Consider the following 15,730-nt stretch of genomic DNA (forward strand, 5'->3'; position numbering starts at 1 on the left):
GGGAGCGAACGGTGACGACGAAGGACATGTCTCGACCACACGGCATCGGCGGAACTCAAACGGCCTTGCTGCGCTACCTGCGGCAGAGAGGCTCGGCGTCCCGGGTGGAAATCGCCGAAGCCTGCGGCGTGACACCAGCGGCGGTCAGCTTGCTGACGCGCGACCTGCTGACGCGTGGCCTCGTCATCGAGGGCCTTCGTCGCAAGGGCGGGCGTGGAGCTCCTCAGATCGACCTAGAACTGCAAAAGTCCGCCGGCTACGCTCTCGGCATCAACGCCACTCGCTATTCCGTCCTACTCACCCTTCTGGACTTTGGCGGCAATGCGCTCGGAGACCGGCTCCTGCTAGGACCTTTCGACGCCTTTGCCGATGTGCTGTCGGCGATCGACAGCGGGACGCAGGCGCTTATGGCGGCGTATGGACTGGGGAGGGACACCCTGCTCGGTGCGGGTATCGCGATGCCGACGCGTTTCCGCCAGGAGACGATGCCGCTCGATCTGGCTGACGAGGTAAAGTCCTGGGCCAGCGACAACCTGTCGATCCAACTGAGCCAAGTACTGGGCTGCCCTGTTCTGATCGAGAACGATGCCAATGCCGCCGCTATAGGGGAACTAACCCTCGGCAATTCGGCGGGCCACGCGAATTTCGCCTATCTCTATCTTTCGGAAGGTATCGGTGGCGGCATCATCATCAATCGGACGCTCTATCGCGGCAATCTTGGGAATGCCGGAGAAATTGGCGCGCTGCGAGGGCGAACGTTGAGTCGCCCATCATTCGAGGACCTCGCAGCCTGGTGCGCGGCGCGAGGTGGGGATGTGCCCCCGGGCCGCGATGCCGATAAGTGGGCGTCCTATCTGGCCGACTATCCCGACCAGTTGGAAGCTTGGCTTCAACGGGCCGGTCCCGAACTTGCCCGACTGGCGTTTACCGTCGCCGCCGTACTCGCGCCATCGGCTATCTATGTCGGAGGGACGTTACCTCAGATCGTGCGAGCGCGATTGGCGGACTGGCTCGACTTCGCGCGGTCGAATCCGTTCGACAACGCGCGCGTCGTGCAACCGGCGATCCTGCTGCCCGAGGTCGTGGCAACCGATGCCGTCGCTTGTGGCGCTGCCGCCATGATCCTGGATCGCGCCGGCAGCCTGGGTTGAGCGTAAGCGGTCAGGCAATCCGCGAAAACGGCACGTTTCGGGCAAGCCAACAGCCGATGGCAAGCCCCTCGACGGTGCCACCGGCGGCGCGGTGAACGCGGACGGTCCAATCACCGGGAGCGGGCGCATCCATGCCGCGCGGGGTCGAAAGCTTCCAGACGTCGGCGGCGACGTGGCTCATGGCGTGCATCGGACCGCGACCAAGGAAGCCGTCAAAGCGAGCAGCGAAGGTGGAACCAATCGCCTCGATTTCCAGCGCGGACTCGGTTTCCGGCGACCAGTAGCGGCCGGCGATATCCGGTGCCGCTTCTCCGACAAGACGCACCGCGACACCGCGGAGGTTGTCGCCGGGGCGATCGAGCCCAAGTCCCTCATTCTCCCTGGATAGCGTCATGCCATTGGACCGAGCGATGCCGTCCGGACCATAGGACAGCACCTCGGCGCCACCGGCGAAGCGGGCGAGGATGGCATTGCCGTGGGCGGTAATGTCGAGCAAAAGGCCGGACGACGGCTCGACATATGCTCCGGCCCACGCCCGGTCGGCGGGCGTATCGCCTGCCTGAGGCACCGAGGGGCGGCCGAGAGCGGCGCGCATCAGGAAAAGGGCCGCGGCATGCGCATCGGCCTCGTGGTTGAACATCACCACCACCGAAAGCCGCTCGGATGCCGTGTGCAATCGACGGATGCGGAAACCACGCAACGCGCCACCGTGGCCGGTGATCGCAACATCGTCGATTCGATCGTGTGCAAGGCCCATACCGTAGCGCGCCAAACGACCATCGGAGAAGGTGGGCTGGGTTGACAACCGCGTATACAGCCCATCCGCATCGTCGCGGGCGCGATCGATAAAGCCTTCCCAGGCAAGCATGTCGTCGAGGGTCGCGGCGACGCCGGCGTCGCCCGTCCAGAGAATGCGATTCGTCGCCGGGAACCAGCCAACAGCGGAATTGCCCTCATGACCGACAACGCCATTGAGAGGAGCTGCCGTGTCAGCCGCGAGGCGAGCGTCCCGCATGCCGGCCGGACCAAAGATATGGTGGGCGTAGAGTTCGGCCAGCGAACGACCGGACCGCTCTTCGAGAAGATCGGACAGGATGCGGAAATTGCCGTTGGAATAGGAGTACTGGCTGCCCGGCTCGAAATGCGTGGTCTTCATGCGGGCAAACAGCGGCCGCGCGTCCTCCCGGCGGAAGACGCCTTCATGATGAGCGCCGTGCAACGCGGTGAGGGCCCAATAATCGCGCAGACCCGAGCGATTGTCGCAAAGTTCACGGACCGTCGGCCGCCGCCCCTCAAGATTCGGCAGGAAATCGGCCAGCCTGTCGTCAAGCGCCGATGGGGCGCCGACGAGGTCAAGCAGCACGCCGCAGGTCATCTGCTTGGTGATCGAACAGATCGGCATCAGACGGGACGCAGTCATCGGCAAGCCGGCATCGGGATCGGCATAGCCCCAAGCCTCGCGGAGGACCACTTCGCCGTCCTTCATCACGCCAACCACGCCACCCGGTCCCTTGAAACGCTCCGGCAACGAGGCCACGGCAGCGGCGAGGGCGGCTCGATCGATCGATGACATGTTTCACTCTTCCTTCGGATAAACCCTGCGCAGCTAAAGCTGTGACCTCCGGTCGCGCAAGGCTTATCCTACCGAGAAGCGTTCCCTCAATGAGACATGGTGGACCGATGCGCCCAACCGGTCATGCGCTTCTCCACCCAGGCCATGATCGAGTACATGACGATGCCCTCGACGGCGAGCGCCAACAGGCCGGCAAACACCAAGGGCACGTTGAACTGGCTCTGGGCCGAACTCATCAGGTTGCCGAGGCCGTAGTTGGAGGCGACGGTCTCCGATACCACAGAACCGACGAAGGCGAGCGTAATCGCCACTTTCAATGAGCCGAAGAAATAGGGCATCGAGCGGGGAATGCCGACCTTCAGCATGATGTCGAGCTTCTTGGCCCCAAGCGCCCGGAGCACATCCTCGGTTTCCGGCTCGATTGTGGCAAGGCCAGTGGCGACATTGACGACGATCGGAAAGAAGGAAATCAGGAAGGCCGTCAGCATGGCCGGCACCGCGCCGATGCCAAACCAGATGACCAAGATAGGGACGACCGCCACCTTGGGCACGGCATTGAAACCGATCATCAGCGGATAGAGGCCGGCATAGATCATCTTCGACCAGCCGATGAACAGCCCCAGGGCAAGACCGCCGACCACCGCCATCAGGAAGCCGAGCGTCGTCGTGTAAAGTGTCTGAAGCGAGTTCTTCCAGATCGGCGACCAGTACTGATAGAGGGCCGCGAAAATGCGCGAGGGCGCTGGAAGGACGGTATAGGGCAGGTCGAACACACGTACCGCCGCTTCCCAGATCGCGAACAGTGCAATGGTGTAAAGCCAGGGAGAGGCCTTAACCCAATCGATGCGGGCGATCAGAGGCTTTGCCGGCTCGGGCTTCTGGATGTCCTCGACGATCGCGCTCATGCCGTTCTCCTCGCGCTGGCGATCTCGCCGTGCAGTTCATGGACCACGTCGTTGAAGGCCTTGTCGTAGGTAATCTCGAGATCGCGCGGCCGAGCGAAGGGCACATGGTGCTCGCGCAGCACGCGGCCAGGCCGCGCGGTCATCACCAGGATCTTGTCGGCCAGGAACACCGCCTCGCGCAGATCGTGGGTGACCAGAACAATGGTGACATCCTGCGCGGCGTGCAGGTCGCGGATGACGCACCACAGTTCCTCGCGCGTGAAAGCGTCGAGGGCACCGAAGGGCTCGTCCAGCATCAGAAGCTGCGGCTCGTGGATCAGCGCCCGGCAAAGGTTGGCGCGCTGCTGCATGCCGCCGGAGAGCTGCCAGGGATATTTCGACCCGAATCCCTTGAGGCCGACCACCTCGAGCAGATGCTCGGCCTTCTCGACGTATTCCGCCTTGTGGGCACGCAGGCGCTTGCGATGCTTTTCGACGATTTCGAGCGGCAGCAGAATGTTTTCGAGCGTTGTACGCCAAGGCAACATGCTGGGATTCTGGAACGCCATGCCGACGATGCTGACCGGCTCGGTGACGTGCTGACCGGCGACGATAACGTTGCCAGCTTGCGGAATATGCAGCCCGGTGACCAGACGCATCAGGGTCGATTTGCCGCAACCGGACGGACCGACCACGGCGGCAAACTCGCCCTTATCGACTTTGAAGGTAAGATCGGCGACTGCCAGCGTGCCGCTCGCCCCGCCATAGCGCATGTCGACGTTTTCGATGGAGACGAGGTGGGTCATGTGTCTCGCGTTTCCAAGAAGATAGGACCGGCCGAGAGAGTCGACCGGTCCAAAATTTGGGTCAGGGCAGCTTGCGCTCGGCCTCCGGTGGCAAGAAGCTTGCGTCGAACACCTTATCGGCGGTCACCGTGCCCTTGAGGCCGATCGAGGTTTTCAGCGTCTCAATGGAAGCGGCGAGCCGCGCCGGATCGATGCCGCCCATGCCGTGCTCGGCGACATAGGGCGTCTTGATGTTCTGGCTGTTGGCCATGGTGAGGCGTTCGAGTTCAATATCCGGGTTCAGTGTCTCGTTGCGCTTCAGCACAGCGTCGACACCCTCCTGCGGATGGGCGACGGCGTCGGCAAACCCCTTGGCGAGCGCCTTCAGCACCCCCTTCACCGCATCGGGGTTCTTCGCGGCAAAGTCGGTGTTGACGGTGACGGTGTTGCCATAAAGGTTGAGGCCGTGTTCGGCCATCAGGATAGGAACGATGTCGTCGGCCGGTACGCCCTGCGCCTTGAGGTTCAGGATCACAGAGAACGAGAAACCAAACACCGCGTCGACGTCGCCCTTGGCCAACATCGGCTCACGGACCGGGAAGCCAACCGACTCGAGCGTGATCTTGCTATCGTCGATCCCGGCGACGGCCTTGAAAGCCTTCCACTGGGCAAAGGCGCCATCCGGCGGCGGCGCGCCGAGCTTCTTGCCTTCAAGCGACTTGGGATCGCTGGTAATGCCAAGCGACTTGCGCCCAACCACGGCAAACGTCGGGCGGTCGTAGACCATGTAGACGCCCTTAATCTTCTGCGAGGGGTCCTCGTCAAGCAACTTGATCAGCGAGTTGATGTCGCCGAAGCCCATGTCGTAGGTGCCGTTGGCGACGCGGGAAATAGCTTCAACCGAACCGTTGCCGCTATCGATGGTGACATCCAGCCCCTCGGCCTTGAAGTACCCCTTGTCGAGCGCCAGCAGGAAGCCGGCGGCCGGCCCCTCGAACTTCCAGTCAAGCGTGAACTTGACGGGCGTATCGGCCGATGCGGCCGCTACGCCGGCAGTAAGCGAGGCGATCCCCGCAAGACCGACGAAAGCGGCCCTCGCGGCAAGGCGGCGGGCGGATTTCAGCATGACGTTCCCCTTGTTGGCTTGGAATAAGGCCATTTTGCCGGGGAAGTCGCTGGAATTGCAAGTCAAATTGCCCAATGTCTAAGCAATATGCATCATGTTCATTTTTTGAACATTTATTCGCACATATCTGCCAACAAGGTGGGCAGGTGGCTGTGGATAGCCGCAAAGGCTTGGTTTTGGTTTTCGGCTGACCCAATGGATAGCGCGACCAACCGGCGACGCCGAAGCACGCGATTGCCGTCCCGGTAGGGGAAAAACCTCGAAATTGGGGACGAAGGCGCTCGGGATGGAGCCCTACACCGCCAACACGGGGGAGCTCCTCAAAACAGGGCGTTTGATCGTCAGCATCGGCGAAAAGCAAGAGTGGTCGATCGATGCCGGGTCAACGAGGAGGCCACTCTCGCCGGCATCGATCGACCGACCCGACAAGACCAGGAGATGCGGCGGACCTGGCTTCACCGGGTTGTAGTTTGGAAAGCAACTGTATCTCTTTCCAAAATCTCATATAGTATCAACATTGTTGTTTTAGCTTTTTAACGAGTTGTTTACAACAACATCCTTACTCACCCCATGATTTCGGTGAGTTAATCATAAACAAGTAACCTTAATTTCCGCGTTTGATGGATGACCGCATCTGGCAGACAAAGGGCCACATTGGGGATCCAGCACCGCTGCATCCTTTTGTTTTCTCGCACTCAACAGCCCAGAGGATCGTCGGATTCCCGGGCAGGCGCGGCGGTGTGTGGATCTCTTCAAGGTCCGCGACGGACTTGTCGTCTCGTCAGGCGGCGGCGAGAACGACGCGGTTGCGACCTTCCGCCTTGGCACGATAGAGGGCGTTATCGGCACGCTTCAGGAGCGTCTCCGGCGTATCGCCATCGTGCAGGATATAAGCGGCTCCGACGGAAATCGTCACATCGACGAACTCCGCCCCCCCATGAATGGCGAAGGGATCGCGCGCGATCTTGGTGCGCAACCGTTCGGCGACGATGGAGGCAATCCCGTAATCCGTTTCCGGCATCACGATCACGAACTCCTCGCCGCCGAAGCGGCAGGGCAGATCGAGAGCACGCAGATTGCGTCGGATACGGGTCGAGAACTCGCGAAGGATCTCGTCGCCGGCATCATGGCCGTGCGTGTCATTGACCCGCTTGAAATAGTCGATATCGACGATCAGCAGCGACAAGTCGCCCTTTTTCTCATTTGCCCGCTCAACGAGCGCGGCGAGATGCGAATCGAGGTACCGGCGATTGTAGAGGCCGGTCAGCGCATCGGTGATGGCAAGCTCCATCGTCTGCAGCACACTGGCCCGCAGCCGGTCGGTATAGCGCTTGCGCCGGATCTGGGTTCGACAGCGAGCGATGAGCTCATGCGTATCGACAGGACGGATAAGGTAGTCGTTGATGCCGAGCTCCAGACCGCGCGCCAAACGGCCGCCCTCCTCTGGATCGGCAATCAGCAGAATGGGCAACAGGCGAGTCCGATCGAGCGATCGCAGCTGTGAGCAAAGGCGCAACGCATCATAATCATCGAGACTCATTGAGATCAGCGCCAAATCGTAATCGCCCTCGGCGGCGCGGAACAAGGCCTCCTGGGGATTGGTCTCGATCTCCACTGTCATTTCGCCGGCAAGTGCTTGGGCGACGCGCACATAGGCCGAACGGCGATCCTCGACCAGCAACACGCGCCCAGGAGCACGGGCTGTGAGATCGGCGTAGGTCATCGCCCGATCGAAGGCAACCGAGCCCTGGTTGGCGCGGAGGTCGAGTTCGTCGGTGAGCTGCTTCAGGCGAACGAGGCTTTTAACTCGGGTGATCAGCTGGGTATCGGACACCGGCTTGGTCAGGAAGTCATCGGCTCCTGCTTCCAGCCCGTGGACACGGTCGGCAGGCTGGTCAAGGGCCGTGACCATGATCACCGGCAGCTGTATGGTTTTTGGATTGGCTCGAATACGGCGACAGACCTCAAAACCGTCCATGCCTGGCATCATGACATCCAGGAGAACGATGTCGTAGGTGGCGTTGTCGAGCATAGCCAGCGCCTCGGCGCCGGAGGTGGCGGTGTGGACATCGAAGTATTCGGCGGTGAGGCGAGCCTCCATGAGGCGCACGTTGACCAGGATGTCGTCGACAACAAGAATACGCGCTGTCATCACACTCTTCCGTTCCGGACGACTCTTACTGGTCGCCGATATAAGTCCGCACCGTCTCGATGAATTTGGAAACTGAAATCGGCTTGGAAATGTAGGCCTCGCAGCCGCCCTGACGGATACGCTCCTCATCACCCTTCATGGCAAATGCGGTGACCGCGACCACTGGGATGGAACGCAGCTCGTCATCTTCCTTGAGCCATTTGGTGACCTCGAGCCCAGACACTTCCGGCAACTGGATATCCATCAAAATGAGATCCGGCCGGTGGGTACGCACCAAGTCCAAGGCTTCAATGCCATTACGTGTTTGAATCGTGCGATAACCATGCGCTTCCAGGAGATCATGGAAGAGCTTCATGTTGAGCTCATTGTCCTCGACGATGAGAACTGTCTTGGCCATTCGACTCTCTTTCCGCCTCGCGCGCTGGTAGTGCAGGTGCTCGGCGGGTTTCCATTCCAGCGCACACGGCTCGTACGTAGGAACGCCTTCCGGTAGGGATAGGTTGCCGCACTGATTCCAGTATAACAAATATAGTACGGATTCCTTTAGCAATCCCAAACGATGGTCCGAACATGCCAATTGGTAAAAGGCTTAGCGTCGAAGCGGCGGAGGAGCTGGCCATATCCGCCCTCGCCTATCTCGCTGGAAACCCGGATGCGCTTGGACGCTTCCTGTCACTTTCCGGTATCGGACCGGCCGATCTTAGGGCGGCGGCCCGCGAGTCCGGCTTTCTCGCCGGCGTGCTGGAATTTTTTCTTGCCGACGAATCGCTGCTTCTGTCCTTCGTTGAAGACGCGCGGGTGAGGCCGACCATGATAGCCGCGGCGCATCATGCTTTGGCCGGTGAAAGTGAGCTATAGTCGTCTGGCGGCGAGGGTTTTCTAGGTGGCCGGCGGGAGGCGGGGATGCCCGAAGCGGCATGTGGTTTCTGCAGGGATTGCCTTTCGCCGGTTCCGGCAGAGGGGCGCCGTTGCCCGGCCTGTGGTGGACCGCGCCTTCTCCGCCATCCCGATCTTGAACGTCTTGTCATCGCTCACGTCGACTGCGATGCCTTCTATGCTTCGGTGGAAAAGCGCGACGATCCTTCGCTCGCCACCAAGCCGGTGATCATCGGCGGCGGCAAGCGCGGCGTCGTATCGACGGCGTGCTACATCGCCAGAATCAGCGGCGTGCGCTCGGCCATGCCGATGTTCAAGGCGCTGCAACTCTGCCCCGACGCGGTGGTGATCCGGCCCAACATGGAAAAGTATGCGCGCGTCGGCCGGGAGATCCGGCGGCGGATGCTGGAGTTGACGCCGCTCGTCGAGCCGCTCTCCATCGACGAGGCCTTCCTCGACCTGTCCGGCACCGAAAAGCTGCACCGTGCCAGCCCGGCGCGGGTGCTCGCCCGCTTCGCAAAAGAGGTGGAACGCGATGTCGGCATCACCGTCTCGGTGGGGCTGGCCGCCAACAAGTTTCTCGCCAAGATCGCTTCCGACCTCGACAAGCCCAAAGGCTTTTCGGTAATCGGACAGTCGGAAGCCGCCGCCTTCCTGGCTCCGCGGCCGGTCACAACGATCTGGGGGGTCGGTCGTGCCTTCTCCGAGCGCCTCGCCGCCGATGGCTACCGGACGGTGGGCGACCTGCAGGCAGCCGATCCGGCCCAGCTCGCTGCTCGCTATGGAGCGCTCGGCCTCAGGATTACCAAGCTCTCGCACGGCGAGGACAGCCGGCAGGTCGTCCCCAACTCCAAGCGCAAGAGCGTTGGCTCGGAGGTAACCTTCTTCGAGGATATTGCCGATCTCGGCGATCTCAGGCCGATCCTGCGCGAACAGGCGGAACGCGTCTCCTTCGGACTCAAACACGAGGATATCGCCGGCTCGACAGTGACCTTGAAGCTGAAGACCGCCGACTTCAAGCTGAGAACACGGGCGCGGCGCCTCAATGACCCGACCCAACTCGCCGACCGCATCTTCGCCACCGCCGACGCGCTGCTTGCCGAGGAGGCACACGGCCAGAAATATCGCCTGCTCGGCGTCTCGGTTGCCGATCTCTGCGAAAGTCGCTTCGCCGACCCAGTCGACCTCGTCGACCAGCAGGCGACACGCAAGGCAGCCGCCGAGCGAGCGATGGATGAGGTACGACAGAAGTTCGGCAAACAGGCGCTCGAAACCGGCCTCGTTTTCGGCAAACACCACCGTCGTAAGGAGTGACGACGGTGACCGCCTGGCTTGATGCCAACCGCCCACCTTCGCAGCCGTAGCGTCAGCCCCGGCTCAGGCGGGCGCGCGTTGTGCGCGGCGTCGTCAGGAGCAAACTGGTGTCGGACCCGGTGATGCCCGGCAGCAGGCGGATTCGGCGCAGCACGGTGTCAAAATCGGTGAGGGTGGCAGCTCCCAGCTCGACAACGAGATCCCAGCGGCCATTGGTGGTGTGGATCGCCGCCACTTCCGGAAACCCCTCGAGTTGGCGGATCACCTTGTCGAGGACGTGTCCCTCGATTTCGATCATCATCACCGCCCGGACTGGAATCTCGATGGCGTCGTTGCGCAGGATCACCGTGAAACCGAGGATGTCGCCGTTGCGCTCGAGCCGCTCCATGCGGGCACGGACCGTGGCGCGAGAGACGCCAAGTTCAAGGGCGAGATCGGACACCGACCGGCGGCCGTCGTGACGCAGGAGCGTCACCAATTGCTGATCGAGCTGATCCATGAAATCGCCGTTTTGGACAATGGAACTGCCATTTTGATAAGCTAATCCTTATAAATTGCCAATCCCCCCTGTTCACTTTGCCGGTCGATAATGGCCTGATGCCAGCGAACGAACAGCGAGGGAAAACGTGCATGAAGGTGCGGCTTCTGGGTATTCCGATCGAGGACGGTGCGGGCCGCATGGGCTGCGAGATGGGGCCGAGCGCCTATCGCACCGCCGGCATCGTCGAAGCGATCACCGAACTCGGCCACGAGGTCGAGGATCTCGGTAACGTCAAGCGTGGCCCGCTGCCCACCGTCACGCCTCCCTTTCCGCATCTTCGACGCCTGCCCGAGATCGCCGCCTGGATCGATACGGTGACTGAAGCCGCCCACCATGCCGCTGACGGTGCCTTCCCGGTATTCCTCGGCGGCGACCACGCGCTCGCGGCCGGCACGGTGCCCGGCATCGCCCGACGCGCGGCTGAGGAGGGGCGCCCCCTGTTTGTGCTATGGCTCGACGCGCACACCGATTTCCATACGCTCGAGACCACGCAGAGCGGCAATCTTCATGGCACGCCGGTCGCTTATTTCACGGGAATGAACGGCTTTCACGGCTGCTACCCATCTCTTTCCCACGTGGTGCCGCCCGGCAACGTCACCATGGTCGGCATCCGTTCGGTCGACCCCGCCGAACGCCGGGCAATCGCCGGTTCCGGGGTTACCGTCCACGATATGCGCGCCCTTGACGAACACGGCGTCGGCGCCTTGGTCTGGCGTTTCCTTGAGCGCGTCGCGGCGGCGAATGGCCGCCTGCACGTCAGCCTCGACGTCGACTTCCTGGACCCATCGATTGCCCCAGGTGTCGGCACCACCGCGCCGGGCGGGGCCACCTTCCGTGAAGCGCATCTCATCATGGAGATGCTGCACGACAGTGGTCTCGTCTCCTCGATCGACCTCGTCGAACTCAATCCGTTCCTCGATGAACGAGGCCGCACCGCCACTCTGATGGTCGACCTTCTCGCCAGCCTGATGGGCCGCACTGTCATGGACCGCCCGACCCGGAGCTTTGCAGCATGAACGCCATTTCCCCGCTCGCCATCGTACCGTTCGTCTCGGTCGACAACATGATGCGGTTGGTGCTCAGCATCGGCGTCGAGCGCTTCCTCGTCGAGCTCGCGAACTACATCGAGGAAGATTTCTGCCGCTGGCCGACCTTCGACAAAACGCCGCGCGTTGCTTCCCATTCGGCCGATGGTGTCATCGAACTGATGCCGACCTCCGATGGAGCGCTCTACGGCTTCAAGTATGTCAATGGTCACCCCAAGAACATGCGCGAAGGCAAGCAGACGGTGACCGCCTTCGGCGTCCTGGCCGATGTCGGTTCGGGCTATCCCATGCTTCTCACCGAGATGACGCTGCTGACGGCGCTGAGGACTGGAGCCACCTCGGCGATGGCAGCCAGACGCCTTGCGCCGAAAGGCGCGGCAACCATGGCGATCATCGGCAATGGCGCCCAATCGGAGTTCCAGGCGTTGGCCTTCCGGGCCATCCTGGGCATCGCAAACCTGCGTCTTTACGACATAGACCCCACCGCGACGGAAAAGTGCCGACGCAACCTTACTTCTCTCGGCTTCTCGATTGCCGTCTGCCGCTCCGGCCAGGAAGCCGTCGAGGGCGCCGACATCATCACCACCGTCACTGCCGACAAGCAGTATGCCACCATCCTCACCGACAACATGGTCGGCGCCGGTGTGCACATCAACGCGGTTGGCGGCGATTGCCCGGGCAAGACAGAGCTTCACCGCGCCATCCTGGAGCGCTCATCGATCTTCGTGGAATATGCACCGCAGACACGCATCGAAGGCGAGATCCAGCAGATGCCGGCCGATCATCCCGTCACCGAGTTTTGGGAAGTTCTCAACGGCGTCGTGCCGGGACGCACATCCGCCAGTGAGGTGACACTGTTCGATTCCGTCGGTTTCGCCATCGAAGACTTCTCGGCACTGCGCTACGTGCGCGACAAGCTCGCCGGCACATCCTTCTACCAAGAACTCGATCTGCTCGCCGATCCGGACGAGCCGCGTGATCTCTACGGAATGCTGCGGCGCGCAGGAACGGTCGCTATTTGAGGTGATCCTGAATCGCCTGGAAGCGAATGGCCAATTCATCGGTGTTGCTCGAAGCGCCACCGGCCTTGTTCGGCAGTGAATAGCCAGGCACCTCAATGCCCTGTTCGAGCATCTCCTTAACTGTCACGGTGCCGGCGTCGACGATCTCGCCAGTACCCGTGTCGGTAATGTAGTGTCGATAGGTGCTGTTGCCGACTTTCCAGTAGGAATGGGTCTTCTTGGCCTCGAGGTCGGCGACGCTCGGCGGCGGACGGGGCACGGACTCGGAAGAAGCAGCCGGAAACGGCTTCACGTTGAACCAGATGGCGGCGACGATCGATGCGAGCACCAGCGCAACGAAGCCGGCGATGACGATGGAGCGTACATCTTGATGACCGCTGCCTTTACGGCGCCGGGCGGACGCGACAGGGGGCTTCCCGCCCTTTTTCTTGGTGGGAGTGCCGATCGAAGTGTGTTGCGAGGCGACTACTCGTGACTGCATGACCCACTCCCTCGACGCGCTCTTCCTCCAAATGTCAAACCACCCCTGCCGTCAGAACACAGGGCATTCAGAGCCGGTCCAACCAGCCGCTCTCCGTGGCTTTCCATTAAATATGCGCAGAAAGCTTTTCTTTCCCTTGCGGGGCAAATTTTCGGACAAGAAAAAGGGGGGATACTGAATGAATGCTTAACGGGGCCCTAGGCACTTTCTGAATCCGCTGGCTGTTTCCGACGGCACGCCCCGTGGCCCTAGAAAAAATGGCCTTAATGTCTTGACGGCCAGGCCTGATAATTGCGTGGCATTTATACGGAGTATCGCGGAAGGCCATGGCCTTAAGTCTTGGTTCACTATTCTCGGCGCTATTCTGGGAATAGGCAGTTTTAACTACAAGAAAAAGCAGAAAATGGTACTCAATAGATTCAAGTTGTGGAAGGTCATCGGCGCAGCCGTGGCGATATTTATCGCACTGACCGTGTGTCTGTTGTTGTCCATTGTCTACACCACGCTATCGGCGGACGCCGCGCGTCAGTCGCTGGAAAGGCAGATGATCGCAATTCGGACAGGCGCCCTTTTGATGACGAAGGATATCGCCGGTGCGACGGTCGCATGGTCTGGGGATGCTGTCGACCACATCGAAGTACCGATCCTTCCGCCCTTTCCAACCCATGAACTTATCGACAACCTTACCCGCACGGCGGGCGCCGCCGCGACGATCTTTGCCTATGATGCCACGAAGGACGACTTCACGCGCGTGACGACATCGATCAAGAAGGCGGATGGCAGCCGCGCCGTTGGGACCGACCTTGGCAAGTCATCGCCCGCCTACGCGGCGATCAAGGAGGGGCATAGTTTCACCGGCAAGGCCGCTATCCTCGGCGCGCCGTATCTCACCGTCTATACGCCAATCAAAAATTCCGCCGGTCAGGTCATCGGCATTCTGTTCGCTGGTATTCCCGAGGCTACCGTCGCGACCACCAAGAACGGCCTGGTCCTGAAGATCTCACTGCTCGGTCTATTGTTGGCCGCCGGCATATGCGCCGGTGCATCTTGGCTGGTGGCACGCCTCATCCGGCCCGTGACGCAACTCTCGGCGCTGATGGAACGCATCTCGCGTGACGATCTTGCCCAGGATGTTCCCTACGCCACCTATGGCAACGAGGTTGGCAGCATTGCTCGCGCCGTCGTCATTCTCAAGGACAGCGCCGTAACCCGCATTGTGCTCGAGCGAGACAAGGGCGTCGAAACCGCCGAACGCGCGTCGCGGCAAAAGCGCGTCGAAGTGCTGATCGACAATTTCAGGACGACCACTCGTACCGCGCTCGGAGCGGTGAACAAGACGGTCGAGGACCTGCTGACCACCGCCGACACTCTGGGGGCCGGCGCCTTGCGCACGGTTCAAGACGCGGGAGCCGCCTCGAGCGCTTCGCATGACGCGACCGGCAACGTGCAGACCGTCGCTTCGGCGACCGAAGAACTCGCCACGTCGATCGGCGAGATATCGGCCCAAATACAGCGAACCGGCACCGTCGTGGCCGACGCGGCGCGCGGCACGCGCGATGCCGATACCAAGATCAACCGCCTCGCCACCGGCGCGACCAAGATCGGCGAGGTCGTCACCTTGATCCGTGCGATAGCCGAGCAAACCAACCTCTTGGCGCTCAATGCGACCATCGAAGCGGCACGGGCCGGCGAAGCGGGCAAGGGATTTGCCGTCGTCGCCGCCGAGGTGAAGAATCTAGCCGGCCAGACCGCCAAGGCAACCGAAGAAATCGCTGCCCAGGTCGATAACATTCAGAATGCGACGGCCGACGCCGTGGAGGCGATCCAAACCATCAGCACCACCATGCAGGAGGTCGATCGCTATACCGGGGCCATATCCATAGCCGTCGAGGAGCAAGGCACGGCCACAGGCAACATCAGCCGTTCTATCAACGCGGCCGCGACCGGCTCGCAGCAGGTGGCAACCAATGTCAACGCCGTGCTTGAGACGGCTCGCGAAACCGAGACGGCGGCCCAAAGGCTTGATCAGGATTCACGCGACGTCGCCGAAGAGGCAAGGCAGCTTCGCTCGACCATCGACGCCTTCCTCGGCGCGGTGATCGCCGCCTAAAAGCCAGGCAGCAGGACTTCCCCACTTGGCGGCGATCAACCGCAAAAAAGTGGCTGGTGGGGGCTTGCATTGGCGGGGCGATCCAACTAGGTTCCGCGCCGTCATGTGCAGCTGTAGCTCAGTTGGCTAGAGCGTCGGATTGTGGCTCCGAAGGTCGCTGGTTCAAGCCCAGCCAGCTGTACCATTCTCTACCAAATTTCAGTTGTTCATGCCGGCTCGGCGAGCCTGTTTTATGACCGCCGAGAACGCGTCAGCCAACACAGCAGCGCGCAGCCGCTCAAGCCTCCTTGATCGACCGGTGGCCTTAACGAAGTGCCTCCTGTCGAAAAGGTCGGCCACAGGGCAACCGTGGTTCTGAATAACGTGGATATGCTCGCCTATGTCCGGGCGGCGGGATAGGCGGATAGATCACCATAAACGTCGAGGCCGAGCTTCAGGCCATGCCGATCGGAGTAGGCTGGCGCTGGCCGCATATTGGCCTCGACCTTGCGGACATCGGCCACTACCGCCGGCATATCCAAGATATCGAGAGCGTTGCGCAGGCCGTCACCCAGCGACGGCGCTGGAATGGCTGCCCTCCACCAGCCAATTTGCCGGAAAAGTGTATCAAACTATGGCAGAGGCAAGAATCTGGGATTGGAGGCGGAGCCAACGAACACCCTGATCGGA

Annotated in this window: 15 protein-coding genes and 1 tRNA gene; 7 read left to right on the top strand and 9 right to left on the bottom strand. The window is 61.6% G+C overall.

From position 1 onward, the window contains the following. The first annotated feature begins 26 nt into the window (after positions 1–26). Positions 27–1,151 (top strand): ROK family protein, encoded by a 1,125-nt coding sequence (locus AB6N07_RS23220; protein WP_370678308.1) that lies wholly within the window; start codon positions 27–29, stop codon positions 1,149–1,151. Between the two features lie 10 nt (positions 1,152–1,161). On the opposite strand, the gene AB6N07_RS23225 is transcribed toward AB6N07_RS23220, so the two are convergent. The 6 genes from AB6N07_RS23225 to AB6N07_RS23250 form a co-directional block, all read right to left on the bottom strand. Next, on the bottom strand, positions 1,162–2,724 hold the full coding sequence (locus AB6N07_RS23225; RefSeq protein ID WP_370675407.1) for a D-aminopeptidase: 1,563 nt from the start codon (positions 2,722–2,724) through the stop codon (positions 1,162–1,164). Between the two features lie 86 nt (positions 2,725–2,810). Beyond that, entirely contained in the window at positions 2,811–3,629 is an 819-nt protein-coding gene (locus AB6N07_RS23230; RefSeq protein ID WP_370675408.1) for an ABC transporter permease, read from the bottom strand. Beyond that, a complete protein-coding gene (locus AB6N07_RS23235) occupies positions 3,626–4,414 on the bottom strand; it encodes an ABC transporter ATP-binding protein (protein WP_370675409.1) in 789 nt (262 codons plus the stop codon). The genes AB6N07_RS23230 and AB6N07_RS23235 overlap by 4 nt, the downstream gene beginning before the upstream one ends. 61 nt (positions 4,415–4,475) lie before the next feature. Further along, a complete protein-coding gene (locus tag AB6N07_RS23240; protein WP_370675410.1) occupies positions 4,476–5,519 on the bottom strand; it encodes an ABC transporter substrate-binding protein in 1,044 nt (347 codons plus the stop codon). Positions 5,520–6,300: 781 nt separating this feature from the next. Next, entirely contained in the window at positions 6,301–7,671 is a 1,371-nt protein-coding gene (locus AB6N07_RS23245; protein WP_370675411.1) for a PleD family two-component system response regulator, read from the bottom strand. A gap of 25 nt (positions 7,672–7,696) precedes the next feature. After that, positions 7,697–8,068, bottom strand: coding sequence for a response regulator (locus AB6N07_RS23250; protein ID WP_101290899.1), 372 nt, complete (start codon positions 8,066–8,068; stop codon positions 7,697–7,699). A 173-nt stretch (positions 8,069–8,241) separates the two neighbouring features. Here AB6N07_RS23250 and AB6N07_RS23255 point away from each other — a divergent pair, with 173 nt between their 5' ends. Both AB6N07_RS23255 and AB6N07_RS23260 read left to right on the top strand, forming a co-directional pair. Beyond that, on the top strand, positions 8,242–8,529 hold the full coding sequence (locus AB6N07_RS23255; RefSeq protein ID WP_370675412.1) for a DUF3572 domain-containing protein: 288 nt from the start codon (positions 8,242–8,244) through the stop codon (positions 8,527–8,529). A gap of 45 nt (positions 8,530–8,574) precedes the next feature. Then, positions 8,575–9,861: a DNA polymerase IV gene (locus AB6N07_RS23260; RefSeq protein ID WP_370675413.1), complete on the top strand. Its 1,287-nt coding sequence runs from the start codon at positions 8,575–8,577 to the stop codon at positions 9,859–9,861. A gap of 52 nt (positions 9,862–9,913) precedes the next feature. On the opposite strand, the gene AB6N07_RS23265 is transcribed toward AB6N07_RS23260, so the two are convergent. Beyond that, positions 9,914–10,360, bottom strand: coding sequence for an Lrp/AsnC family transcriptional regulator (locus tag AB6N07_RS23265; RefSeq protein WP_370675414.1), 447 nt, complete (start codon positions 10,358–10,360; stop codon positions 9,914–9,916). Positions 10,361–10,491: 131 nt separating this feature from the next. Between AB6N07_RS23265 and rocF the strand changes: the two genes are divergently transcribed. After that, positions 10,492–11,418, top strand: coding sequence for an arginase (gene rocF, locus AB6N07_RS23270; protein ID WP_370675415.1), 927 nt, complete (start codon positions 10,492–10,494; stop codon positions 11,416–11,418). Continuing rightward, on the top strand, positions 11,415–12,470 hold the full coding sequence (locus AB6N07_RS23275) for an ornithine cyclodeaminase (protein ID WP_370675416.1): 1,056 nt from the start codon (positions 11,415–11,417) through the stop codon (positions 12,468–12,470). The genes rocF and AB6N07_RS23275 overlap by 4 nt, the downstream gene beginning before the upstream one ends. Here the strand turns inward: AB6N07_RS23275 and AB6N07_RS23280 are convergent. Next, the gene (locus AB6N07_RS23280) at positions 12,463–12,951 is read right to left on the bottom strand and encodes a hypothetical protein (RefSeq protein WP_370675417.1); all 489 of its coding nucleotides are present in this window, start codon (positions 12,949–12,951) and stop codon (positions 12,463–12,465) included. The two genes, AB6N07_RS23275 and AB6N07_RS23280, sit on opposite strands and share 8 nt — an antisense overlap. Positions 12,952–13,354: 403 nt before the next feature. On the opposite strand from AB6N07_RS23280, the gene AB6N07_RS23285 reads away from it, so the two are divergent. Continuing rightward, on the top strand, positions 13,355–15,061 hold the full coding sequence (locus AB6N07_RS23285) for a methyl-accepting chemotaxis protein (RefSeq protein ID WP_370675418.1): 1,707 nt from the start codon (positions 13,355–13,357) through the stop codon (positions 15,059–15,061). Between the two features lie 107 nt (positions 15,062–15,168). After that, positions 15,169–15,245: transfer RNA gene (locus tag AB6N07_RS23290), tRNA-His, on the top strand. Positions 15,246–15,438: 193 nt separating this feature from the next. Here the strand turns inward: AB6N07_RS23290 and AB6N07_RS23295 are convergent. Beyond that, positions 15,439–15,576, bottom strand: a complete 138-nt coding sequence (locus AB6N07_RS23295) for a hypothetical protein (protein ID WP_370675419.1) — start codon at positions 15,574–15,576, stop codon at positions 15,439–15,441. Between the last annotated feature and the right edge of the window lie 154 nt (positions 15,577–15,730).

It is taken from the genome of Pleomorphomonas sp. PLEO (genome assembly GCF_041320595.1).
Taxonomy (GTDB): Bacteria; Pseudomonadota; Alphaproteobacteria; order Rhizobiales; family Pleomorphomonadaceae; genus Pleomorphomonas.

Coding starts and splice junctions, on each gene's coding strand:
- AB6N07_RS23240 (WP_370675410.1), bottom strand. CDS start 5,519: ATGCTGAAATCCGCCCGCCGCCTTGCCGCGAGGGCCGCTTTCGTCGGT.
- AB6N07_RS23230 (WP_370675408.1), bottom strand. CDS start 3,629: ATGAGCGCGATCGTCGAGGACATCCAGAAGCCCGAGCCGGCAAAGCCT.
- AB6N07_RS23220 (WP_370678308.1), top strand. CDS start 27: ATGTCTCGACCACACGGCATCGGCGGAACTCAAACGGCCTTGCTGCGC.
- AB6N07_RS23265 (WP_370675414.1), bottom strand. CDS start 10,360: ATGGATCAGCTCGATCAGCAATTGGTGACGCTCCTGCGTCACGACGGC.
- AB6N07_RS23235 (WP_370675409.1), bottom strand. CDS start 4,414: ATGACCCACCTCGTCTCCATCGAAAACGTCGACATGCGCTATGGCGGG.
- AB6N07_RS23245 (WP_370675411.1), bottom strand. CDS start 7,671: ATGACAGCGCGTATTCTTGTTGTCGACGACATCCTGGTCAACGTGCGC.
- AB6N07_RS23275 (WP_370675416.1), top strand. CDS start 11,415: ATGAACGCCATTTCCCCGCTCGCCATCGTACCGTTCGTCTCGGTCGAC.
- AB6N07_RS23285 (WP_370675418.1), top strand. CDS start 13,355: ATGGTACTCAATAGATTCAAGTTGTGGAAGGTCATCGGCGCAGCCGTG.
- AB6N07_RS23250 (WP_101290899.1), bottom strand. CDS start 8,068: ATGGCCAAGACAGTTCTCATCGTCGAGGACAATGAGCTCAACATGAAG.
- AB6N07_RS23295 (WP_370675419.1), bottom strand. CDS start 15,576: ATGCCGGCGGTAGTGGCCGATGTCCGCAAGGTCGAGGCCAATATGCGG.
- AB6N07_RS23280 (WP_370675417.1), bottom strand. CDS start 12,951: ATGCAGTCACGAGTAGTCGCCTCGCAACACACTTCGATCGGCACTCCC.
- AB6N07_RS23260 (WP_370675413.1), top strand. CDS start 8,575: ATGCCCGAAGCGGCATGTGGTTTCTGCAGGGATTGCCTTTCGCCGGTT.
- rocF (WP_370675415.1), top strand. CDS start 10,492: ATGAAGGTGCGGCTTCTGGGTATTCCGATCGAGGACGGTGCGGGCCGC.
- AB6N07_RS23225 (WP_370675407.1), bottom strand. CDS start 2,724: ATGTCATCGATCGATCGAGCCGCCCTCGCCGCTGCCGTGGCCTCGTTG.
- AB6N07_RS23255 (WP_370675412.1), top strand. CDS start 8,242: ATGCCAATTGGTAAAAGGCTTAGCGTCGAAGCGGCGGAGGAGCTGGCC.